Below are 21582 nucleotides of genomic sequence, written 5' to 3' on the forward strand. Positions count from 1 at the left end.
CCTCGGCCGCCTTCAACCGGCTCCCGCAGCAGCGTCGCGGCGGCCTTCCCCGGGTCCACGGCCACGGCCCCGCCCCACCGGGATTCCGGCGAGGACGGGGCCGTGGCAGCGCTCGTAGCGCGACAGGACGACTCGGTCCTGGACGCGAACGGACGCGAACGGGTAGGCAGGACCGGACTGCAGACCGGACGACAGGACCGGACGGCTTGAACGGACTGCGGACCGGCCGGCGGGACGACTCAGTCCTGGACGAGCTCCACCTGGATCTCGACCTCGACGGGGGCGTCCAGCGGAAGCACCGCGACACCCACCGCGCTGCGCGCGTGCACACCCTTGTCGCCGAGCACCGCGCCGAGCAGCTCGCTCGCGCCGTTGACGACGCCCGGCTGTCCGGTGAAGTCGGCGGCGGAAGCCACGAAGCCGACCACCTTCACGACGCGGGCGATACGGTCCAGGTCACCGGCGACCGACTTCACGGCGGCCAGAGCGTTCAGCGCACAGGTGGCGGCCAGTTCCTTGGCCTCCTCCGGGGTGACCTCGGCGCCCACCTTGCCGGTCACCGGAAGCTTGCCCTCGACCATCGGGAGCTGGCCCGAGGTGTAGACGTACGGGCCGGACTGCACGGCCGGCTGATAGGCCGCCAGCGGCGGTACGACGCCGGGGAGCGTCAGCCCGAGCTCCGCGAGCTTGGCCTCCACGACACCGCTCATGACTTCTCCCGCTTCAGGTAGGCCACGAGCTGCTCGGGGTTGTTCGGCCCGGGGACGACCTGGACGAGCTCCCAGCCGTCCTCGCCCCAGGTGTCCAGGATCTGCTTGGTCGCGTGCACGAGAAGGGGCACGGTCGCGTATTCCCACTTGGTCATGGAGCCGACTGTAGCCGCACCGGCGGACAGCCCCGTGACACAGCTCGTGCCACTGCCCGCGGCAGGGCCCGTGCGACCGACCGTGCCGAGCCCGCGAGGCGCCCACGGACACCGTGGGACGTGCTCACCCGGAACTCCCGCGGGACGCACTGACCCGCCCAAGCCGACCCGGGGTCGCTTAGCCCGCGGGCCGACTGGTTAGGCTCGAAGACGTGAGCAGGCTTCAGGTCGTCAGCGGCAAGGGCGGTACCGGTAAGACGACGGTCGCCGCGGCCCTCGCGCTCGCCCTCGCGACCGAGGGCAAGCGCACCCTTCTCGTCGAGGTCGAGGGCAGGCAGGGCATCGCGCAGCTCTTCGAGACGGAGGCGCTGCCCTACGAGGAACGCAAGATCGCCGTCGCTCCGGGCGGCGGTGAGGTCTTCGCGCTGGCCATCGACGCCGAGCGCGCCCTGCTCGACTACCTCCAGATGTTCTACAAGCTGGGCTCGGCGGGCCGGGCGCTCAAGAAGCTCGGCGCGATCGACTTCGCGACGACCATCGCCCCGGGCGTCCGGGACGTCCTGTTGACCGGCAAGGCCTGTGAAGCCGTGCGCCGTCGGGACAGGAGCGGGCAGTACGCCTATGACTACGTCGTCATGGACGCCCCGCCGACCGGCCGCATCACCCGCTTCCTGAACGTGAACGACGAGGTGGCGGGTCTGGCCAAGATCGGCCCGATACACAATCAGGCCCAGGCCGTGATGCGCGTGCTCAAATCCGCCGAGACCGCGGTGCACCTGGTGACGCTGCTGGAGGAGATGCCGGTCCAGGAGACCGCGGACGGCGTCGCCGAGCTCCGCGCCGCGGACCTCCCGACCGGCCAGGTGATCGTCAACATGGTGCGGCCGCACATCCTCGACGAGGAGGCGGTACGGACCGCGGCGACCACGAGCCGCCGCCGGGACATCGCCAAGTCGCTGACCGCGGCGGGCGTCAGCGGCTCGGCCAAGCTGGTCGGGCCCCTGCTGGAGCAGGCCGCCGAGCATGCGCAGCGGGTCGAGCTGGAGCGCGAGCAGCGCGCCGCGCTGGAGGAGCTGCGGTTGCCGACGTACGAACTCCCCCTGCTGAGCGAGGGGGTCGATCTGGCCGGGCTGTACCAGCTGGCGACCGAACTGCGAAAGCTCGGGGTGAACGGATGACGTCGGCCATGACGCACGGCATCGCACTGCAGGACACGCCGCTGCTGGAGATCGATCCGCTGCTCGACGACCCGGGCATCCGCATCGTCGTGTGCTGCGGATCCGGCGGCGTCGGCAAGACGACGACGGCGGCGGCCCTGGGGGTACGGGCGGCCGAGCGCGGCCGCAAGGCGGTCGTCCTCACCATCGACCCGGCGCGCAGACTGGCCCAGTCGATGGGGATCGACCTGCTCGACAACACCCCGCGCCGGGTGCCCGGCATAGAGGGCGACGGGGAACTGCACGCCATGATGCTCGACATGAAGCGCACCTTCGACGAGATCGTCGAGGCGCACGCGGACCCCTCTCGGGCCCGCGCGATCCTGGAGAACCCCTTCTACCAGTCCCTGTCGGCCGGTTTCGCCGGCACGCAGGAGTACATGGCGATGGAGAAGCTGGGCCAGCTCCGGGCGCGTGACGAGTGGGACCTGATCGTGGTCGACACTCCCCCGTCGCGGTCGGCACTGGACTTCCTGGACGCTCCGAAGCGGCTCGGCTCGTTCCTCGACGGCAAGTTCATCCGGCTGCTGATGGCCCCGGCGAAGATGGGCGGCCGGGCCGGGATGAAGTTCCTGAATGTCGGTATGTCGATGATGACCGGCACGCTCGGGAAGCTGCTGGGCGGTCAGCTGCTGCGTGACGTCCAGACCTTCGTGGCGGCGATGGACACGATGTTCGGGGGGTTCCGCACCCGCGCGGATGCCACCTACCGGCTGCTTCAGGCACCCGGCACGGCCTTTCTCGTGGTCGCCGCACCCGAGCGGGACGCGCTGCGCGAGGCGGCGTACTTCGTGGAGCGGCTGGCGGCGGAGGAGATGCCGCTGGCCGGGCTGGTGCTCAACCGGGTCCATGGCAGCGGCGCCGCCCGGCTGTCGGCCGAGCGGGCGCTCGCGGCCGCGGAAAATCTTGACGAGGGCGGCATTGTGGATCAGGAGGCCGGGAAGGCTGCTGTTCGTGACTCCACGGGCTCCTCTTCCACCTCTCCCGCCGTGGAGTCGGCCCCCGGGCAACCCTCAGCTCCCCCTACCTCACAACTGACCGCGGGTCTGCTGCGTCTGCATGCCGAGCGGATGCAGGTCCTCGCTCGAGAGCAGCGCACGCGCGACCGATTCACCGCGCTTCACCCGGAGGTGGCGGTGGCCGAAGTGGCCGCCCTGCCGGGCGATGTGCACGATCTGGCGGGTCTTCGGGCCATCGGCGACCGGCTCGCGACCGGTGGCGGTTCGGCCGGAGCTGCGTAACGGGTCGCGACAGCAGGCGCCTACGCCTCCGCGTACCTGACCCGACGTGACCCGACCCGCATTCGTCCACGTACGTCACCGCACGCGTCGCCGACGTCACCGCGCACGTCTCGGCATGCGTCGCGGACGTCTCGGCGGATGTCATGGCGCGCGTCGCGGACGCGGAGCCCGCGGTCACAGAGCGGCCGGAGCCACTGTGAGCAGACCCCAGCCGCGCGACGGGACGTGATACGCGGTGATACGTGTCGTGACCAGGCGAGACGAGGCGAGTAGGGACGTACCGCAGGAGCTACCCCACGGCCGCGTACGTCTCGTACGTCTCGTCGTCCTCGAGGCCCACGGGCAGGATGCCCGCGCTCCGCTCGTACTCGGTACGCGCGGTTTCAAGCAGTCGGCGCCAGGAGGTGACGGTGGGACGCCTGCGCAGCAAAGCGCGCCGCTCCCGTTCGGTCATGCCACCCCACACGCCGAACTCGACACGGTTGTCGAGCGCGTCGGCCAGGCACTCGGTCCGCACCGGGCATCCGGTGCACACCGCCTTGGCCCTGTTCTGCGCCGCTCCTTGTACGAACAGTTCATCCGGATCGGTAGTGCGGCAGGCTGCCTGCGCACTCCAGTCGGTTACCCAGCCCATGCCGGCGCCGTCCTCTCCCGAATCGAGGCTCCCCCACGGCGGCAGCGGCATATTCACCGCTGCCAGTTGAGGACGTTACGGAAGGTGGGCACAGCGCAACACCCCCTTCGGGCCCAATCTTGAATGGCCCGAACGGACTATGCGTAAGCGGCAGATCACCCGGAGGAGTGAGCTGAGGGCATACGTGACAAATCCGGCATTCCCAAGCAGTTGGGTTCGGGCAACGGGAGAGGACGTCGCCTCGGGATGTCCCGGAGATGTTGTGGGGTGTTGGTACGCAACCGCACTGCTGTGACAGTTGGGAGCAGCTTAGGCCAAGGCCTGTACGCGTGTCCGGCGAATGGGAACGTCGGCACCTCACGTTGTCACGCCGGTGCGGTCCGGCCGGGGCTCGGCGGTCGCACAGGGCCCGGATGTCACGGTCTGGTACTCGAACGCCCTGAGGAGCCCCGCTCCTGCTGAACGTCGCCGGCTACGGATTAGGCTGCCCTCTATGTCGAAGAAGCGCTCGGGCGGTGGTCTGACCGGGACCCAGCAGGCCGCCAAGTTCCTCGGTGTCAGTGTGCTCGCCGGAGCGGTGCTGGCGGGCATCGCCCTGCCCGCCGCCGGCGCGCTGGGACTTGCGGCCAAGGGCACGGTCGAGGGGTTCGACGAGATCCCCGCCAATCTCAAGACTCCGCCGCTGAGCCAGCGCACCACGATCCTGGACTCCACGGGCGGACAGATCGCCACGGTCTACTCCCGTGACCGTACGGTCGTCGCCCTCAAGGACGTCTCGCCGTACATGCAGAAGGCGATCGTCGCGATCGAGGACGCGCGCTTCTACGAGCACGGGGCGATCGACCTCAAGGGCGTGCTGCGCGCGGTGAACCGCAACGCGCAGGAGGGCGGTGTCGCCCAAGGCGCGTCGACCCTCACCCAGCAGTACGTCAAGAACGTCTTCGTCGAGGAGGCCGGCGACGACCCGGACAAGGTCGCCCAGGCCACCCAGCAGACCCTCGGCCGCAAGGTCCGCGAGCTCAAGTACGCGATCCAGGTCGAGGAGGAACTGGGGAAGAAGAAGATCCTCGAGAACTACCTCAACATCACCTTCTTCGGCCAGCAGGCCTACGGCATCGAGGCGGCGTCCAAGCGCTACTTCTCCAAGTCGGCGAAGAACCTGAAGCTGGAGGAGGCGGCCCTGCTGGCCGGCATCGTCCAGTCGCCGAGCCGCTACGACCCCGTCAACGACGGCGAGGAGGCCATCAAGCGGCGCAACACCGTGCTGCAGCGGATGGCCGACATCGGTGACGTCTCCCAGGCCGAGGCGGACGAGGCCAAGGAAATCCCGATCACGCTGAAGGTCAGCAAGCCGCAGAACGGCTGCATCACGGCCGTCAACGGCGCGGGCTTCTTCTGCGACTACGTCCGCGAGGTCTTCCTCTCCGACCCGGTCTTCGGCAAGACCAGGGAGGAGCGGGCGAAGATCTGGAACCAGGGCGGTCTGACGATCCGCACGACCCTGAACCCGCAGGCGCAGCGGTCGGCACAGGACTCCCTGAAGGACCACGTCAACCAGGACGACAAGGTCGCGGCCGCCATCACGATGGTCGAGCCCGGCACCGGCAAGGTCCTCGCGATGGGCCAGTCCAAGCCGTACGGCTTCGGCGAGAACGAGACGCAGATCAACTACTCGGTCAACGCGAAGATGGGCGGCTCGAACTACGGCTTCCCGGTCGGCTCGACCTTCAAGCCGTTCGTGGCCGCGGCCGCGCTCGAGCAGGGCAGGCCGCCGACGCAGATGTACCCGGCGCCCTACAAGATGCCGTACCCGGACTCGATCCCGACGTGCGGCGACAAGCCGTGGCGGAACCAGGGCTTCACCCTCGAGAACGAGAACGAGAAGGAAGTCGGACCCTACGCCCTCCGCGAGGCGATGGAGATGTCCGTCAACACCTACTTCGTCCAGATGATAGGAGACATCGGTCTCTGCCCGGTCGTGGAGATGACCGACCGGCTGGGCGTGGTGCAGGGAAACGGGGAGAAGCTGCCGGTGTCGCCTTCGCCGCTGACCCTCGGTTCGACGGGTATCGCGCCGCTGACGATGGCCAACGCGTACGCGACGTTCGCGAACCGCGGCACGCACTGCACTCCGACCGCTATCGAGTCCATCAAGACGGCGGCCGGCGAGAGCCTGAAGGTGCCGCAGTCCGAGTGCGGCAAGGTGATGTCCGAGCGGACCGCGGACACCATCAACACGCTGCTGCGCGGCGTGGTCGACTCCGGTACGGGCCAGGAGGCCGGTCTGAAGGACGGCCGTGACAACGCGGGCAAGACGGGTACGACGGACGAGCGGCGCAACGCCTGGTTCGTCGGCTACACCCCGAACATGTCCGGCGCCGTCTGGGTCGGCAGCGCCAGCCAGAAGGTGAAGATGGTGAACATCACCATCGGCGGGCGCTACCACGACAAGGTCTTCGGTGGCCAGGTTCCCGGTCCGATCTGGAAGGACGCGATGGCGGGAGCGCTGGAGGGCGAGGAAGCCCCGGGCTTCAACAGCGTCCACATCCCCGACACGTCGAAGGACAAGGACGGGGACGAGGGCGAGGACGAGGACCGCCCGGACGACGGCCGTGGCAACGACAACAAGCCCGGCAGGCCCGGCGGCACCGAGCCGTGGCCCGGCATCTCCCTCCCCGCGGACCTGATCGGCGGCAACGCCGCCCGCGGCCAGGACGGCGGCAGTGGGAACGGCGGGCGCGGGTGACGCGGGCGGAGCGCTTGCGGCTGCGGTGACCGCAGGTCTGGTGATCGCGGGCCTCGTGATCGCGGGCCTCGTGACCGCAGGCCTCATGACCGCAGGCCTCATGACCGCAGGCCTCATGACCGCAGGCCTCGTGACCGCAGGCCTCGTGATCGCGGAACGAGCGATCACGGACGCGGCGGCCGCGGGAGCGGCGGCAGCGACCGCGGGAGCAGCGCCTGTGCGCCGAGTGCCCGCGGGCAGAGCATGACGAAGGGTCCTGGTGCGGTAGGCACCAGGACCCTTCGTGGTGTCGTCACACCGAGCGCGCGAGCGACCGTCGCGGTCGAGCGAGCGTCTGTCGCGGTCGAGCGAGGGCCGCGGCGGTCGTGCGACGGCTGCGGCGTCAGCCGGCCAGGAGCTTCTTGACCGCCGCGGCGACTCGGCCGCCCTCGGCACGGCCCGACACCTTCGGGTTCACGATCTTCATCACCGCGCCCATCGCCCGGGGGCCCTCGGCGCCGGTGGCCTTCGCCTCCTCGACGGCCTGGGCCACGATGCCGTTGAGCTCGTCGTCCGTCAGCTGCTTCGGCAGGTAGGCGTCGAGGAGCTCGCCCTCCGCCTTCTCCCGGTCCGCCTGCTCGGCGCGACCGCCCTGGGCGAACGCCTCGGCCGCCTCACGGCGCTTCTTCGCCTCCTTGGCGATCACCTTCTGGACCTCGTCGTCGGAGAGTTCACGCGCCTCCTTGCCCGCGACCTCCTCCTTGGTGATCGCGGAGAGGGTCAGCCGGAGCGTCGAGGAGCGCAGCTCGTCGCGCGCCCTGATCGCCTCGGTGAGGTCTTCCTGCAGCTTGGACTTGAGCGTGGTCATGCGTCGATTGTCGCAGGCGTACGGCCGGATCCGCCCGCGCATTTCCCCGGCCTCGCCTGCCCCCCGCCTCACCTGCCCCGCCCTCCCCTCGTAAGGCGCCGGACATGTCGTGGCCGTTCCCGAGTGGTGCTGGTGTCGGCTTCTGGCCACCGGTCGTTGACAGGCTGCCCGCGTGCCGGTCATCCGTGTCCCCGTCAACACGCGCCGCTGCCAGTTGCTCGGGCTGACCGGCTCGGCGGCGCTCGCGGCGGGCGGTGTCGCCGTCGGGGCCGTACCCGTACGGGAGGCGCTGGCGCCGCAGTCGGGGGCGGCCGCGCTCGGCCTGGCCGCCGTCTACTTCGGGCTGGTCCTGCTGATCGCCGCGTGGGCGCTGCTCGGCCGGACGATACGCGGGCCCGAAGCACCGTCCCCTCGCACCCTGCTGCTCACGCTCGCGCTGTGGGCGGCTCCGCTGCTCATAGCGCCGCCGTTGTTCAGCCGGGACGTGTACAGCTATCTCGCACAGGGAGCGATGGTCGAGGCCCAGATCGACGTGTACGCGCACGGCCCGTCCCGGCTCGGCGGCCCGCTGACCGCCGAGGTCGCACCGATCTGGCAGCACACGCCGACGCCGTACGGTCCGGTCTTCCTCGGTTGCGCCGCCGCGATAGCCGAGTTCGCCCGCAGCGAGCTGTCCGCCGGAATCCTCGCCATGCGGGCGGTCGCCCTCCTCGGTGTGGCACTGATGGTGCTGTGCCTGCCGGTGCTCGCCCGGCACTGCGGCGCCGACCCGCGAACCGCGCTCTGGCTCGGCGCGCTCAACCCGCTCGTGCTGCTGCACCTGGTGGGCGGCGCGCACAACGACGCGGTCATGCTGGGCCTGCTCGGCGCGGGTCTGGTCGCGGCCCTCGGGAGGTGGCCGGTCCTCGGCGCCGTACTCGTCACCCTTGCCGCGCTGGTGAAAGCGCCGGCCGCACTGGGACTCCTCGCCGTGGCGCTGCTCTGGGCCCGGCGGCTGGACGGCGGCTTCCCCCGGCTGCGGGCCGCCCTCGCCACCCTCGGCACTGCCGCCGCCGCCACCGCCGCGGCGACCGCCCTGGCAGGAACCGGGTACGGCTGGATCGCCGCCCTCGACACGCCCGTGTCACCGCAGAACTGGTCGCTGACCTCGTCGCTCGGCCGGATGACGGGGGCCGTGCTGCGGGGCCTGGGCAGCGGGCTCGACGAATTCGCCGTACCGGCCTGGCACTTGCTCGGACTCGCGGCCACCGCGCTCGCCGTCCTCGCGTTCTGGAAGCGCCACCATCTGCGCCGACCGGTCTACGCGCTCGGGCTCAGCCTGACCGCCGTCGCCATACTGGGTCCGGCGATCCGTCCGTGGTACGTCTTGTGGGGTCTGTTCCTGATCGCCGCAGCGGCACCCAGCGGCTCGGTGCGGCTGAGACGGGCCTCGGCGGTGCTGAGCGGAGCTCTGGCTCTGGCGGTGATGCCGAGCGGGTTCGCGCCCGACGATAATCAGCTGTTGATCGCAGTTGGCGGAAGCACACTGGGGGTAGTGGCGCTGTGGTGCGCATACAAGCTGACAGTTCGGGCGTCTCGGGCGGCAGACAAGGCTCCTCCTCCGCCGCGCGACAGCTCGACGGGGGACGGACGGGACCCACGGGACACGCACCCGCTGGGGAGCACAGCATGAGGATCCCGTCGACCACGCGCGGGCGGGTCGTCGTCGCGCTCGCCATGTCGGCGGTGGTCGTGTTCTTCCTGACGACCGTGCCGTTCCACCGGAACTGGTTCGATCTCCACGTCTACTACGGAGCGGTCGACCACTGGATCGACGGCCGCCCGATCTACGACTACCTCAAGCCCGGCACCCACTACGGCTTCACCTACCCGCCGTTCGCGGCGCTGTGCATGCTGCCGATGACCCTGGTCGGCTGGCACAGCGCCCTGGCGATAAGCCAGCTGATGAACGTGGCGGCCGCCGCCGTCATCCTCTATGTCTGTCTCGACGCGACCATCCGCCGCGAAAGCCGGCACAGATGGTTCGCGTACGCCGTGGCGGCGTGCATGCTCGCCCTGCTCGAGCCGGTCCGCGACACCGTGAGCTTCGGCCAGGTCAATCTGCTCCTGCTGGCGCTGGTGCTCGCCGACTGCTGGCTGCTGACGGCCGGACGGGAGCGGTTCCCCGCCCTCGGCCGGCTGGCCGGCCTCGGCATCGGTCTCGCCGCCGCGATCAAGCTCACTCCGGCGATCTTCGTCTGCTATCTGCTGGTCACCCGGCGCTGGCGCGCCGCCGGGGTCGCGACCGCGGTCGCGAGCGGCGCCACCCTGCTCGCCGCGTGGGCGGCACCGACCGCGTCGCGCACGTACTGGACCGACGCGATGTGGAACACCGACCGCGTCGGTTCACTCGCCTACATCTCCAACCAGTCCTGGCAGGGCATGCTGGCCCGGCTCACCGAACCCGTCGCCGAGCCCAGCCGCGCGATCTGGGCCATCGGCGTAATGCTCCTCATGTGGCTGTGGGCCCGGCGGGCGCGACAGGCCGTCGCCGCCGGGAACGAACTCGCCGGCTTCGCCCTGACCGGCGCCGCCGCCTGCCTGGTGAGCCCCGTCACCTGGGTGCACCACCTGGTCTGGCTGATCCCGGCCCTCGCCGTACTCGCCGACAGCGGACTGCGCGCCGCTCCCGGCGACCACAGGCGCAGGCGGCTCCTGACCTGGGCCCTGGCGAGCTACGCCATCCTGTGCAGCAGCATGGTCTGGCTGTGGCGCTGGAACGACGGCGGCGCGCCCGGCTTCCTGGGCGGCAACGCGTATGTGTGGATAGCGCTCCTCCTGCTGCTCCTGCTGCCACTCGGGCGCGCATCGAGCGAGGGCGGGCCGTACGAGGATTCCGGCCCGTCTGCGACGATGGGCGCATGCGCGCACGCTACGGCCTCCCCCTCAAAATCAGTGCCGGTATCACGGCAGTCGGAGCAGTCGGCATCGCCTACGCAGCCGGGTTCGAAGCCCGCTCGTTCCGGCTCCGGCGGGTGACCGTACCCGTCCTGCCGAGAGGGATGCGCCCCCTGCGCGTACTGCAGGTCTCCGACATCCACATGGTGTGCGGGCAGCGCAAGAAGCGCGCCTGGCTGCAGTCGCTTGCGGGCCTGCGCCCCGACTTCGTCGTCAACACCGGCGACAACCTGTCGGACCCGAAGGGCGTGCCCGAGGTCCTCGACGCCCTCGGGCCGCTGATGGAGTTCCCCGGCGTCTACGTCTTCGGCTCGAACGACTACTACGGTCCGAAGCTGCGCAACCCGGCCCGCTACCTGATCGAGAGGACCCAGGGCCGGCACGGCCTCAACGGCAACGCCCCGGCGGTCGGCGTCGTGCACAACCCCTGGGAGGACATCCAGGACGCCTTCGACGCCGCCGGCTGGGTCGGACTCAACAACGCGCGCGGCCACCTCAAGCTCGACGGCGGCCCGGAGCTCGCGTTCACCGGCCTGGACGACCCCCACATCAAGCGCGACCGCTACGAGATGGTCGCCGGCGGCCCGGACCGGGACGCCGACTTCTCCATCGCCGTCGTCCACGCCCCCTACCTGCGCTCCCTGGACGCCTTCACCACCGAGGGCTATCCCCTGATCCTGGCGGGCCACACCCACGGCGGCCAGCTGCGCATCCCCTTCTACGGCGCCCTGGTCACCAACTGCGACATCGACACCGACCGCGCGAGGGGCCTCTCCACCCACGAGGCCGACGGCCTCGTCTCCTACCTCCACGTCTCCGCAGGCTGCGGCACCAACCGCTACACCCCGGTCCGCTTCGCCTGCCCCCCGGAGGCAACCCTGCTGACCCTGACCCCCCGCGACTGACCGACCACCGGATCCCTCGGCCCTCACCGGCCCGGCCCACGCTCCGGCCCTGGTGAGGACGCCGAAAAACCGGATTTCGTCTCCGGGCGCGGGTGGGCTAAAGTAAACGACGTCGCCGCGAGAGCGAGTGACATCGGGGTGTAGCGCAGCTTGGCAGCGCGCTTCGTTCGGGACGAAGAGGTCGTGGGTTCAAATCCCGCCACCCCGACAGTGAAACACCAGGTCAGGCCCGGTGCTGAGAGATCAGCACCGGGCCTGACCTGTTCTTCAGAGGCTCTCTGGAGAGATCCTGGAGAAGATCTTTTCTCCCACATCCCCTGAGCGCGATCATCACCGTCTGCCGCATCCCGGACGTGATGTGGTCATAGCGGGACTGCACGCAACCGTCCTCGTCACCCATGCGTTCGTCCATGAGCTTCGGTGGTGTCCACACCTCTCTCATGAGGGTCTTGTGCGTATGGCGCAGCCCATGCGGTGTCAGCCCCGGAGCGATCGGCACCCAGCACGCCTCAGCCCGCTTGGAGGCTCCCCGCCCACGTGCCGGATTCCACAGCCACGGCTCAGCGACCACGGGCACAGGGTGCTCATCCTGACTGCCGCGCCCGGGGTACCGCCCCGTGGCGGCCGCTTCAACCGAGCCGGTCGGCAGCTGCGTTGGCGAGCGGGCCGCTCGCCGGGCGGCCGTGCGGCGGCGGTCAGCGGATCGGTTGTCCGATGCCCAGGAGGTTGCCCTCGCTGTCGTGGAACCAGGCGCCGTATTCGCCCGTGGCGAGTTTGGTCGGGTAGTTCCCCTGGATTTCGGCGATGCCGTCGACCGTTCTCATGGCAGGGAGGTCGACGTCCTCGAAGACCACGCCCCGCCGTTCGAGCTCGTCGACGACGGCACGGAGGTCGTCGACCTCGAAGGCCATCTGGGTGAAGGTGCCCGGGGACGCCCCCGCGGATTCGAAGAGAGCGAAGTCCGCGTCCCCGCAGCGGTACAGCAGCCCGCCGGGGCGCTCGTCGATGGGTTCGAGGTCGAGCTTCTCGGCGTAGAAGCGTCGGGCTCTGTGCAGGTCCTGGGCCGGGAGTCTGGTGGCCACGCCGGCGCCGTCGAGGATGCCCATGGTGCCTCCCTGGTTCTGTGGCGCAGGCATGTGTCGTCGCGGGTCCGTGTACGCCGTTCGCGGCGGACACGCGTGTCGCCACCCGTTCGCTACGCCCTTTCGATATTCCGTCCATGAGCCTATTGCGACCCCTGCGACCTGTGGGAATGGCACGACGGGAGTACGACGCGCATTCGCCCGGTCATTTCGCAGCGGTAGTTTGATCACAAGAACTGATTGCCTTTCCTCCTGAGCGCGGCGTCCTCGTCGGGGCAACGAGTCCTGACCCGCGCCCGTCGGAGGGTGGTGAAATGCGTACTGCACGTCTTCTCGCCGGTAGTGCCTTGGCCATGGTTGCCCTTGGCATCTCGGCTCCCGCAGCAGTGGCCGAAGGGTCCGAAGTCAGCGTCAGTCCCGAGGTGGGTTACCCGGGTTCGACCATCACCGTCAGTACGTCGATCTGTGCGTCGGACGCGACGTACGCCAAGGGCCAGTCCGAGGCCGGCGGCCAGATCAATCTGGTCGAGAGCGGCCGCGAGGGCGAGTTGGAGGGCAACTTCACCGTTCCGGCCAACGCCAAGGAGGGGACCTACGCCATTACGGTCAAGTGCCCTCCCGGGGTCCGTGTCGACACCGAGTTCGAGGTCGCCCGTCGCCCCAGTGGAGCGGTGAGCGGCGGGTTCGGCGGAGCCGACGGGCTGAACAGCACGGAGGTGGCCATCGGTGCCGCGCTGATCCTCACCGCGACGGCAGGCGGTCTGCTGACGATGCGGCGCCGTCACGGCAGCGAACCGGCCGCCTGAGCGCCGGCGGCTCCGGCCGTCGCCAACCGCCCCTCCGTACATCGAGACCGAAGCCCGGACCGCTATGGGACGCACGCAGACTCCGCCCTCCAGGTCGACCTGGGCTCTCGGCATCATGCTGTTCGTCGGCATCGGTCTGGTGATCCATGGGCTGAGCGGCGAGACGGCTCCCCAGCCGTCCGCCGCCCAGGCCTATGCCTCACCCGCGGCTGCCGGCGAACCGGGGCCGAAACGGCCCGCCCCCGTCGCCAAGGCGCCCAAGGGCCCGCCCGGGTCCCGCCCGCGCTCCGTTCCGGTCAGGCTGCGCATCCCCGCCATCCGGGTCGACGCGCCCATGATGAATCTCGCGCTGAACAAGAACGGCGCGCTGGAGGTCCCGCCCGCCGACAAGGCCGGGTTCGCCGGCTGGTACTCCAAGGGACCCGCGCCGGGCGAGAGCGGCGCGGCCATCGTGGCCGGGCACGTCGACACCCCCACCGGACGTGCCGTCTTCTTCCGGCTCGGCGCCCTGACCAAGGGGAGCGCCATCGAGATCACGCGCCTGGACGGGCGTACGGCCTTCTTCACCGTCGACGCCGTCGAGGTCTACGCCAAGCGCACGTTCCCGAACCAGAAGGTGTACGGAAACGCCGCCGTCCCCCAGCTGCGGATCATCACGTGCGGCGGCGGCTACCGCAAGAAGGCCGGCTACCTCGGCAACGTCGTCGTCTACGCGACGCTGAAGCGTACGTCGTGACACCCCTCGCTTCCCTCCGCATAGAGTCCTCGGGGAACAGTGGAGGGGCAGCCGTGATCGTCATCCCGATGACCACCGCTCACGCGGCGCAGGTCCTCGACATCTACCGGCTCGGCATCGACGAAGGCGACGCCACCTTCGAGACCCGGGCGCCGGCCTGGTCCGCCTTCGACTCGGCCAGGCTGACGGACCATCGGTTCGTCGCGCTGCGAGCCGAGGGCTCCTGCGCCGGAGCGGGGGCCGAACCTGGAGCCGAGGCCGGGGCCGGAGCGAGGGCCGAAACCGGAGCCGGAGCCCGTGCCGGGAAGGTGCTCGGCTGGGTCGCCGTCTCGAAGGTCTCCGACCGCTGTGCCTACGTCGGCGTCGTCGAGCATTCGGTGTACGTCCACCCGGCCGCCCGCGGACAGGGCGTCGCCCGCGCCCTGCTCGACAGGCTCGTCGTCTCCACCGAGGCCGCGGGCATCTGGACCATCCAGTCGGGCATCTTCCCCGAGAACACAGCGAGCCTGGCCCTCCATCAAAGCGCCGGGTTCCGCGTCATCGGTACGCGCGAACGCATCGGCCGCCATCACGGCGTCTGGCGCGACGTCGTCCTCGTCGAGCGGCGCAGCCCGAACATCGTGTAGCCCCTTCGCGTCGACCACCAGGTCGTTCATGGACATGAACAAGCTTCATGGGTACGAACTATTGAGCATGCCGAAGCCGCAGTGATAGGCGTAGGGGAGGACGCCACTCCCCCGCCACCGCACCCGCGGTCAGTCATGCCTGGAGGCGCACCCGATGACGCAGCCCAAGACGTCCATGACCCCCGTGACCCCCATGACACGCAGGAACTTCGGTCGGCTCGCCGCCGCTCCCGTACTCCTCGGCGCAGTGTCGGGGCTGCCGGCCGGTGCGGGGCAGGCCGCCGAAGCGCCCGCCACACGTACGCGTACCGCCGCCGGCAATCGGAGCGTCCGGCGCGCGATGAGACGTGCCGCCGTCTTCATGGATGAACATGTCTCGTATCGCGGCGGATACGTGTGGAGCTATCTGCCCGATCTGTCCACCACCTGGGGCGAGATGGAGGCCAGGCGCACCATGTGCTGGGTCCAGCCGCCCGGGACGCCCACCGTCGGGCACAGCCTGCTCGACGCGTACCACGCGACCGGCGACGAGGCGTTCTACCGCGCGGCGGAGCGCACCGGGCTCGCGCTGGTCCGGGCGCAACTGCCCATCGGCGGCTGGAACTACATCCACGACTTCGCCGGCGAGTCGTCGCTGCGCGAGTGGTACGCCACGATCGGTGCCAACGGCTGGCGGCTGGAGGAGTTCCAGCACTACTACGGCAACGCCACCTTCGACGACGCCGGCTCCTCCACGGCGGCGCAGCTGATCCTGCGGCTGTACGTGGAGCGCAGGCACCCCGTGTTCAAGGCCTCCCTGAACCGCGTCATCGACTTCATGCTCAGGGCACAGCTGCGGGGCGGCCCGGCGGACGGCGGCTGGCCGCAGCGCTTCCCCGCCTTCTCGGGCTCGGTCGGTGAGACGCCCTGGCCCGACGACCGGCCGTCCTGGCTGCCCGCCGATGTCGGGCACGGCATGGAGGACGGCGACTACACCCGGCACGTCACCTTCAACGACGACGTACTGGGCGAGAACATCAAGTTCCTGCTCATGTGCGCCTCGGCGCTGGGGCGGCGGGACCTGAACCGTCCCGTACTGCGTGCCATGGCCTGTCTGCACCGGCTGCAGCAGCCCGGACCGCAGGCGGGCTGGGGTCTGCAGCATCTGGCCCACGCCGTGAACGGCCGCCCCGCCGGCGCCCCGGCCGGAGCACGCTCCTACGAACCACGGGCGCTGACCACCCACACCACCCAGACCAACATCCGCCAGCTCTTCCACTACTTCCGGCTGACCGGCGACCACACCTTTCTGCGCCGGGTGCCGGAGGCCATCGCCTGGCTGGAGAGCTGCCGGCTCAGCGGCGAGCAGAAGCAGGAGAACCCGCTGCTGCGGAACAGCACCCATCCCACCTTCGTGGAACTGGGCAGCAATCGCGCGCGCTTCGTCCACCGCTTCGGGTCGAACATCCGCAACGGCGCCTACTACTACGACCACGACCACCGGAACACGCTCAGCCACTACTCCGGCGGCCGCTCGGTCGACATCGCCGGTCTGAGGTCGACGTACGACGAGCTGATGGCCATGAGCCGCGCCGAGGTCGCGGAGCTGAGCGCCAGGTCCCCGCTCGCGCCCGGGCGGCCGTACGCTCTCCCTCGCTACTTCGGCATCCGCGATCTGGAACCGACCGACCTGTTCCGGGAGGCGCCGCTGCCCCTGCCCGAGGTGACGGACGCGCAGGCGGACGCGCTCGTGGCCGGTCTCGGCGCCAGGGACCACTGGCTCGGCCCCATCGGCACCACGACCAACCCGTACCGGGGTCCCGCTCCCGCGACCCAGTACGACGGCACGGCCTTCATGAGCAAGCACGTGGGCGACAGCTACGACACGTCGCCCTACAACCCCAGCGATCCTCCGGCGGAGCCGCCGTACGAGCCGCGCGAGAGCGCCGAGGGGATCACGACCTCCACCTACACCGGCAACATGGCGAAGCTCATCGCCTACGTCGCCACGTCGTGAAGCGCCGCGGTGTGGCCCGGCGTGCCGTGAACGGGCGGGCCGTGTACGGGTTTCGTGGCCTTGAGTGAGTACATCAGCGGGATGCGGGGACGGTCCGCCGGGAAGCGGAAGCAGCCGTCCTCGTGCCGCTTCAGCGCGCCGAAGCGTTCGAACAGCGTGACGTCGTGCTCGTGGAGGAAGTCGACGCGCAGACCGGCCGCGGCGACGGCCGAGACGACTTCGCCGATCGGGTGCTGCCACTCGACACTGCGGTTGTGGACGGTGCGCGCGTCGAAGTCCGCGTACGTGCCGGGCGACTCGTCCACCCAGGCGTCACGGGCGAAGTAGTCGTGCGTGACGTGTGAGCCCGTGGCGTCGTCGAGGCTGTCGGTCAGCGGGTGGAACTCGGCGAGATAGAGGAAGCCGCCCAGGGCGACGAGCGCGGCGGCGGTCTCGGCCCAGCGGACGATGTCGGGGAGCCAGTTCAGCGCGCCGATACCGGTGTAGACGATGTCGTACGAGGAGTCGGGCACGGACTCCGTGGCGTCGTACACGTCGGCGGCGACGAAGGCGGCCCGGTCGGGGCCGAGGCCGGCGTCGGCGGCGAGCGAGCGCGCGGCGTCGACGGCCGGCTCGGAGAAGTCGAGGCCGACGACGTGCGCGGCGCCGCGGCGGGCCCACGAGAGGGTGTCCAGGCCTATGTGGCACTGGAGGTGGAGGAGGGAGCGGCCGGTGACGTCGCCGACCTCGGCCGTCTCGAAGTCGCGCAGCGAGTCCTTGCCGGCACGGAACGAGTCGAGGTCGTAGAAGTCGCCCGTGAGGTGGATCGGGACCCGTTCGTCCCAGCGGGAACGGTTCGCCTCCCGCCAGTCCGGAGGGGGTGGAGAGTACATGTCGCGGAGGTTATCCACAGGCTGCGGACGACGCGAACGTTTTGTGGGCGGGGCGGCGCAGAATGGTGGGCATGACTGAGATCACCGAATCCACGGCGTCCGAGGCGCCCACCACCGTGCCCGTGGCCGTGCCCGCGGCCATGCCGGCCTGGGAGCAGCGCTTCCGGGCGCCCCGCGTCTCGCTGCCCGACTGGGCGGAGGACGCCCCGCACCGCTCCCTCTTCGTTTCGAACGCGACGGGGACGTACGAGCTGTACGCGTGGGACCGCGCGACGGGCGAACAGCGCCAGGTGACCGACCGGCCGAACGGGACGACGGACGGGATACTCACACCGGACGGCGAGTGGATCTGGTGGTTCTCGGACAAGGACGGGGACGAGTTCGGGGTCTGGATGCGGCAGCCGTTCGGCGGCGGGCAGGACGAGCCCGCCGCGCCCGGGCTCGACGCCTCCTACAGCGCGGGGCTGGCGCTCGGCCGGGACGGCACGGCCGTGGTGGGCCGGTCGACCGACGAGGACGGCACGACGATCCATGTCGTGCCCCCCGGCTCCGACCCGGTCGAGATCTACCGGCACCGGGAGTCGGCGGGCGTGGGCGACCTCTCGCACGACGGGTCGCTGATCGCGATAGAGCACACCGAGCACGGCGACGCGATGCACTCGGCACTGCGCGTCGTCCGGCTGGACGGCTCGACGGTGTGCGAGATGGACGACACCGAGGGCGGTTCGGTGGAGCTGGGGCTGGAGGTCCTCGGCTTCGCCCCGGTCGAGGGCGACACCCGGCTGCTGGTGGGCCACCAGCGACGCGGACGCTGGGAGCCCATGCTGTGGGACGTGGCGTCCGGCGAGCAGAGCGATCTGGCGATCGACCTGCCGGGCGATGTGAGTGCCGAGTGGTATCCGGACGGCTCCGCGCTGCTGATCGCGCACAGTTTCGAGGCGCGCAGTGAGCTGTGGCGCTTCACCCCGGCGACGGGCGAGCTGACCCGGGTGGAGACCCCGGCGGGGTCGGTCTCGGGCGCGACGGCGCGGCCCGACGGCACGGTGGAGTACCTGTGGTCGTCCGCGGCGCAGCCGCCGAAGGTCCGCTCCACGGCGGGCCGCGAGGTGCTGGACCCGCCGGGGATGAAGGCGCCGGGGTCGGTCGACGTGGAGGACGTGTGGGTGGACGGGCCCGGCGGCCGTATCCACGCGCTGGTGCAGCGGCCGTCCGGAGAGGGCCCGTTCCCCACGGTCTTCGAGATCCACGGCGGTCCGACCTGGCACGACAGCGACTCCTTCGCGGCCGGGCCCGCGGCCTGGGTGGACCACGGCTATGCGGTGGTGCGGGTCAACTACCGGGGGTCGACCGGGTACGGGCGGGAGTGGACGGACGCCCTCAAGCACCGGGTCGGGCTGATCGAGCTGGAGGACATCGCGGCGGTCCGGGAGTGGGCCGTGTCCTGCGGGGTGGCGGACCCGGCGAAGCTGATCCTGGCGGGCGGCTCATGGGGCGGCTATCTCACCCTCCTCGGGCTCGGTACGCAGCCGCAGGCATGGGCACTGGGACTGGCCGCGGTGCCCGTCGCGGACTACGTCACGGCGTACCACGACGAGATGGAGGCGTTGAAGGCGATGGACCGGACCCTCCTCGGCGGCACACCGGAGGAGGTGCCGGAGCGGTACGAGGCCTCGTCCCCGCTGACGTATGTGGACGCGGTCACCGCCCCGGTCTACATCTCGGCCGGCGTCAACGACCCGCGCTGCCCGATCCGCCAGGTCGAGAACTATGTGGACCGCCTCGCGGCCCGCGGCGCCGACCACGAGGTGTACCGGTACGACGCGGGCCACGGCTCGCTGGTGGTGGAGGAACGGATCAAGCAGGTGCGCCTCGAGCTGGACTTCGCCGAGAGGCATCTGCGGTAGCGGCGGCGCGGGTCCCGGCCAGGGCCGGGACCCGGCAGCGGGGAGGGGAGGAGCGTTCCGTACCGTGGAGGGGTGTACCGGTTCCTGCTGACGCCCCGCTGGTGGGGCATCAATGCGTTCGTCGCGCTGGCGATCCCCTTCTGCATCTTCATGGGGACCTGGCAGCTCGGCCGGTTCGAGGACCGCGTCGACACGCACCAGGCGGCCGAGCGGCGCCCGGACGCGGCGAATCAGGGCGCGGCGCCGCTCGATGACCTGCTGCCCGTCGACAAGGACACTTCGGGCAGGCACGCCATGGCCAGCGGGCGGTACGGGAAGCAGTTCCTGGTGCCGGGCCGGGAGCTGGACGGTGAGCGCGGGTCGTATGTGCTGACGCTGCTGCGCACCGACGGCGGCAAGGCTCTGCCCGTCGTACGGGGCTGGCTGCCCACCGGGGCGAAGGCACCGGCGGCTCCGGTCGGCGAGGTGACGGTCACCGGTGCGCTGCAGGCCTCGGAGACACAGAGCAGCGACGGGGTGCGCACCGCGGGCGGGCTGCCGAGCGGTCAGCTCGGCATGATCAGCGCGGCCTCACTGGTGAATCTCGTGCCGGACGACGTGTACGACGGGTGGATCACCCTGTCCACGGCGCCGGAGGGGATGCGGCCGGTGCCGGCGGCTGCGCCGCAGGGCAGCGGGCTCGACCTCAAGGCGTTCCAGAACCTGGGCTACACGCTGGAGTGGTTCGCCTTCGCCGGCTTTGTGCTGTTCATGTGGTTCCGCTTCGTGCGGCGTGAGGCGGAAGCCGCCAAGGACGAGGCGCTGGGTCTCGACCCGGCCTGATCCCCTCTCAGCCCCGCACCCCGCACCCGGCGTCCGGCACCCGCCACCCGGACCTGGCACCCGGCGGCTAGGGGGCGCTGAGGATGCCCGTGCGGTAGATCGTGCCGGCGCACGCGTTCGGGATCGTGGCCTCGGCGTTCGGGCCGCCCGGTTCCGGGGTGTGGGTCACCGCGATGCTGCCGTCCGCGGTTCCCTCGCCCTCCTCACCGAGGAGCTGGGCCTCGGTGCTGGTCGTGCCCGCCGCGCCGTCGGTCGTGCCCGAGGAGCCGCCGTCCGAGGGCGAGGGGTCGGGTGAGGGACCACCGGTCGTGGGACAGGTCTCCGAGGGGACGAAGGCGAACTTCACCTCGTACGCCGCCTCCGGCTTGAGCACCACCGCGCTGATCTCCTCGGACGGGTCGGGGAGTCCGGCCGCCGCGTCTCCGGTGATGTGCGTCACGACATTGATCTTCGTGGCGTCGGCGGCGCCCTTCGCCTGGAAGTTCACGGCACCGGCCGCGGCGACCGAGCATTCGCTTCCGGAGACATTGGCGATGCGGAACGCGCCGTACACCTTGCCGTCGGCCTCGGGCGCCCCGGCCTGGGCCGAGTTCACACCGAGCTGACCGGCTTCGCAGGCGGGGGTGGAGACGGCGGCGCTGTCCGTCGGCGCGGCCGTGCCGCCCGTCGCGTCGCCCGTCGAGTCGGTGCCGGGGGAAGGTGACTCCACCGCCGCGCTCGGAGCGCCCGGGGCGCTGGGCTGTACCCCGGCCGAGTCGCCGTTCCAGACCTCGCCGCCGTCGTCGCTCTCGTCCTCACCGGTGCCGCCCTGGGCCTGTTCGCCGTGGCCGGCGTTCACGGGCAGGCCGTCGAAGCCGCCGGAGCTCGCCACATGGACGGCCGCGGGGACGGCGGTGCCGAGCAGGATCACCGAGGCCGCGAGGCCGACCAGGGCCTGGCGCTTGCGGGCGCGCCGCGCGGGCACCGCCCGGCGCAGATGATCCAGGGCGCCCTCGGAGGGTTCGAGGTCCTCGACCGCGCCGCGGAGCATCCGCCGCAGGGCCAGTTCGTCCTGACCGAGTCCGTCCTGACCGAGCGCGTCCTGACCCAGGTCGTCCGACGCGGACGCGTGCGGCACCGGTACTCCTGACGCTCCGGCAGCGCCCGGGCCCAGCACGTCCCGCAGCAGCCGGTCCCGGCCCGGGAGGTGGCCGAACGGGGTGTCCTGGCCGGACGGCCCGCCACTCCGGGGTGTCTCACCCCCGAGCCCGTGATCGTCCATTCCGTTCCGCGGCCCGTCGTTCACAATCTCGTTTCCAGTCCGGTCGTTCAACGGCCCGTCCGGCCCGTACCGCTCAGTCGTGTGC

At 70.7% G+C, this 21582-nt stretch carries 20 protein-coding genes and 1 tRNA gene; 13 read left to right on the plus strand and 8 right to left on the minus strand.

Annotation, left to right across the window (positions count from 1 at the left end; translation table 11 throughout):
- Nucleotides 1-239: 239 nt before the first annotated feature.
- The gene (locus tag ACIQMR_RS04905) at nt 240-710 is read right to left on the minus strand and encodes a RidA family protein (RefSeq protein WP_401382961.1); all 471 of its coding nucleotides are present in this window, start codon (nt 708-710) and stop codon (nt 240-242) included.
- Complete coding sequence (locus ACIQMR_RS04910) at nt 707-865, minus strand: DUF4177 domain-containing protein (protein WP_017947820.1); 159 nt, start codon at nt 863-865, stop codon at nt 707-709. Before ACIQMR_RS04910 ends, ACIQMR_RS04905 begins: the two co-directional genes overlap by 4 nt.
- A 212-nt stretch (nt 866-1077) precedes the next feature.
- Here ACIQMR_RS04910 and ACIQMR_RS04915 point away from each other — a divergent pair, with 212 nt between their 5' ends.
- Nucleotides 1078-2043, plus strand: a complete 966-nt coding sequence (locus tag ACIQMR_RS04915) for an ArsA family ATPase (RefSeq protein WP_401382963.1) — start codon at nt 1078-1080, stop codon at nt 2041-2043.
- On the plus strand, nt 2040-3323 hold the full coding sequence (locus ACIQMR_RS04920) for an ArsA family ATPase (protein ID WP_401382966.1): 1284 nt from the start codon (nt 2040-2042) through the stop codon (nt 3321-3323). Before ACIQMR_RS04915 ends, ACIQMR_RS04920 begins: the two co-directional genes overlap by 4 nt.
- A gap of 289 nt (nt 3324-3612) precedes the next feature.
- On the opposite strand, the gene ACIQMR_RS04925 is transcribed toward ACIQMR_RS04920, so the two are convergent.
- Complete coding sequence (locus tag ACIQMR_RS04925) at nt 3613-3957, minus strand: WhiB family transcriptional regulator (RefSeq protein ID WP_266381103.1); 345 nt, start codon at nt 3955-3957, stop codon at nt 3613-3615.
- A 493-nt stretch (nt 3958-4450) separates the two neighbouring features.
- On the opposite strand from ACIQMR_RS04925, the gene ACIQMR_RS04930 reads away from it, so the two are divergent.
- Nucleotides 4451-6703 (plus strand): transglycosylase domain-containing protein, encoded by a 2253-nt coding sequence (locus ACIQMR_RS04930; RefSeq protein ID WP_401382968.1) that lies wholly within the window; start codon nt 4451-4453, stop codon nt 6701-6703.
- A gap of 382 nt (nt 6704-7085) precedes the next feature.
- Here the strand turns inward: ACIQMR_RS04930 and ACIQMR_RS04935 are convergent, their stop codons facing one another.
- Complete coding sequence (locus ACIQMR_RS04935; protein ID WP_401382971.1) at nt 7086-7550, minus strand: GatB/YqeY domain-containing protein; 465 nt, start codon at nt 7548-7550, stop codon at nt 7086-7088.
- Nucleotides 7551-7731: 181 nt separating this feature from the next.
- On the opposite strand from ACIQMR_RS04935, the gene mptB reads away from it, so the two are divergent.
- From mptB to ACIQMR_RS04955, 4 genes are all read left to right on the plus strand, one after another.
- Entirely contained in the window at nt 7732-9222 is a 1491-nt protein-coding gene (gene mptB, locus ACIQMR_RS04940; RefSeq protein ID WP_401384064.1) for a polyprenol phosphomannose-dependent alpha 1,6 mannosyltransferase MptB, read from the plus strand.
- Nucleotides 9219-10568: a glycosyltransferase 87 family protein gene (locus ACIQMR_RS04945; protein ID WP_401382973.1), complete on the plus strand. Its 1350-nt coding sequence runs from the start codon at nt 9219-9221 to the stop codon at nt 10566-10568. The genes mptB and ACIQMR_RS04945 overlap by 4 nt, the downstream gene beginning before the upstream one ends.
- A complete protein-coding gene (locus ACIQMR_RS04950; RefSeq protein WP_401382976.1) occupies nt 10451-11392 on the plus strand; it encodes a metallophosphoesterase in 942 nt (313 codons plus the stop codon). The genes ACIQMR_RS04945 and ACIQMR_RS04950 overlap by 118 nt, the downstream gene beginning before the upstream one ends.
- 134 nt (nt 11393-11526) lie before the next feature.
- Nucleotides 11527-11600: transfer RNA gene (locus ACIQMR_RS04955), tRNA-Pro, on the plus strand.
- Nucleotides 11601-11615: 15 nt separating this feature from the next.
- Here the strand turns inward: ACIQMR_RS04955 and ACIQMR_RS04960 are convergent.
- Complete coding sequence (locus tag ACIQMR_RS04960; protein ID WP_401382978.1) at nt 11616-11891, minus strand: hypothetical protein; 276 nt, start codon at nt 11889-11891, stop codon at nt 11616-11618.
- Nucleotides 11892-12087: 196 nt separating this feature from the next.
- Entirely contained in the window at nt 12088-12498 is a 411-nt protein-coding gene (locus tag ACIQMR_RS04965; RefSeq protein ID WP_401382980.1) for a VOC family protein, read from the minus strand.
- A 398-nt stretch (nt 12499-12896) separates the two neighbouring features.
- Between ACIQMR_RS04965 and ACIQMR_RS04970 the strand changes: the two genes are divergently transcribed.
- The 4 genes from ACIQMR_RS04970 (at nt 12897) to ACIQMR_RS04985 (ending at nt 16638) form a co-directional block, all read left to right on the plus strand.
- The gene (locus ACIQMR_RS04970) at nt 12897-13280 is read left to right on the plus strand and encodes a hypothetical protein (protein ID WP_266381091.1); all 384 of its coding nucleotides are present in this window, start codon (nt 12897-12899) and stop codon (nt 13278-13280) included.
- 64 nt (nt 13281-13344) lie between these two features.
- Nucleotides 13345-14016, plus strand: coding sequence for a class F sortase (locus tag ACIQMR_RS04975; protein ID WP_401382982.1), 672 nt, complete (start codon nt 13345-13347; stop codon nt 14014-14016).
- 68 nt (nt 14017-14084) lie between these two features.
- Complete coding sequence (locus tag ACIQMR_RS04980) at nt 14085-14642, plus strand: GNAT family N-acetyltransferase (protein WP_401382985.1); 558 nt, start codon at nt 14085-14087, stop codon at nt 14640-14642.
- Nucleotides 14643-14796: 154 nt separating this feature from the next.
- Nucleotides 14797-16638, plus strand: a complete 1842-nt coding sequence (locus tag ACIQMR_RS04985) for a pectate lyase (protein ID WP_401382987.1) — start codon at nt 14797-14799, stop codon at nt 16636-16638.
- On the opposite strand, the gene ACIQMR_RS04990 is transcribed toward ACIQMR_RS04985, so the two are convergent.
- Complete coding sequence (locus ACIQMR_RS04990; RefSeq protein ID WP_401382990.1) at nt 16620-17510, minus strand: class I SAM-dependent methyltransferase; 891 nt, start codon at nt 17508-17510, stop codon at nt 16620-16622. The genes ACIQMR_RS04985 and ACIQMR_RS04990 overlap by 19 nt on opposite strands.
- 71 nt (nt 17511-17581) lie before the next feature.
- Between ACIQMR_RS04990 and ACIQMR_RS04995 the strand changes: the two genes are divergently transcribed.
- Nucleotides 17582-19414 carry a prolyl oligopeptidase family serine peptidase gene (locus ACIQMR_RS04995; RefSeq protein WP_401382993.1) on the plus strand — a complete coding sequence of 611 codons (1833 nt, stop codon included), beginning with the start codon at nt 17582-17584 and terminating at the stop codon, nt 19412-19414.
- A gap of 72 nt (nt 19415-19486) precedes the next feature.
- Nucleotides 19487-20236 (plus strand): SURF1 family protein, encoded by a 750-nt coding sequence (locus tag ACIQMR_RS05000; protein WP_401382995.1) that lies wholly within the window; start codon nt 19487-19489, stop codon nt 20234-20236.
- 67 nt (nt 20237-20303) lie between these two features.
- Here ACIQMR_RS05000 and ACIQMR_RS05005 read toward each other — a convergent pair whose 3' ends face one another.
- Nucleotides 20304-21353: a hypothetical protein gene (locus tag ACIQMR_RS05005; RefSeq protein WP_401382997.1), complete on the minus strand. Its 1050-nt coding sequence runs from the start codon at nt 21351-21353 to the stop codon at nt 20304-20306.
- Nucleotides 21354-21582: the final 229 nt, after the last annotated feature.

Origin of the sequence: Streptomyces sp. NPDC091376 (genome assembly GCF_044757085.1) — a bacterium.
Classification (GTDB): domain Bacteria; phylum Actinomycetota; class Actinomycetes; order Streptomycetales; family Streptomycetaceae; genus Streptomyces; species Streptomyces pratisoli.

Bases quoted from the DNA above. Each gene is read 5' to 3' on its own strand.
- ACIQMR_RS04980 (WP_401382985.1), top strand. From the start codon at position 14,085: ATGACCACCGCTCACGCGGCGCAGGTCCTCGACATCTACCGGCTCGGC.
- ACIQMR_RS04920 (WP_401382966.1), top strand. From the start codon at position 2,040: ATGACGTCGGCCATGACGCACGGCATCGCACTGCAGGACACGCCGCTG.
- ACIQMR_RS04925 (WP_266381103.1), bottom strand. From the start codon at position 3,957: ATGGGCTGGGTAACCGACTGGAGTGCGCAGGCAGCCTGCCGCACTACC.
- ACIQMR_RS04905 (WP_401382961.1), bottom strand. From the start codon at position 710: ATGAGCGGTGTCGTGGAGGCCAAGCTCGCGGAGCTCGGGCTGACGCTC.
- ACIQMR_RS04945 (WP_401382973.1), top strand. From the start codon at position 9,219: ATGAGGATCCCGTCGACCACGCGCGGGCGGGTCGTCGTCGCGCTCGCC.
- ACIQMR_RS04995 (WP_401382993.1), top strand. From the start codon at position 17,582: ATGACTGAGATCACCGAATCCACGGCGTCCGAGGCGCCCACCACCGTG.
- ACIQMR_RS04975 (WP_401382982.1), top strand. From the start codon at position 13,345: ATGGGACGCACGCAGACTCCGCCCTCCAGGTCGACCTGGGCTCTCGGC.
- ACIQMR_RS04950 (WP_401382976.1), top strand. From the start codon at position 10,451: ATGCGCGCACGCTACGGCCTCCCCCTCAAAATCAGTGCCGGTATCACG.
- ACIQMR_RS04965 (WP_401382980.1), bottom strand. From the start codon at position 12,498: ATGGGCATCCTCGACGGCGCCGGCGTGGCCACCAGACTCCCGGCCCAG.
- ACIQMR_RS04910 (WP_017947820.1), bottom strand. From the start codon at position 865: ATGACCAAGTGGGAATACGCGACCGTGCCCCTTCTCGTGCACGCGACC.
- ACIQMR_RS04990 (WP_401382990.1), bottom strand. From the start codon at position 17,510: ATGTACTCTCCACCCCCTCCGGACTGGCGGGAGGCGAACCGTTCCCGC.
- ACIQMR_RS04930 (WP_401382968.1), top strand. From the start codon at position 4,451: ATGTCGAAGAAGCGCTCGGGCGGTGGTCTGACCGGGACCCAGCAGGCC.
- ACIQMR_RS04935 (WP_401382971.1), bottom strand. From the start codon at position 7,550: ATGACCACGCTCAAGTCCAAGCTGCAGGAAGACCTCACCGAGGCGATC.
- ACIQMR_RS04985 (WP_401382987.1), top strand. From the start codon at position 14,797: ATGACGCAGCCCAAGACGTCCATGACCCCCGTGACCCCCATGACACGC.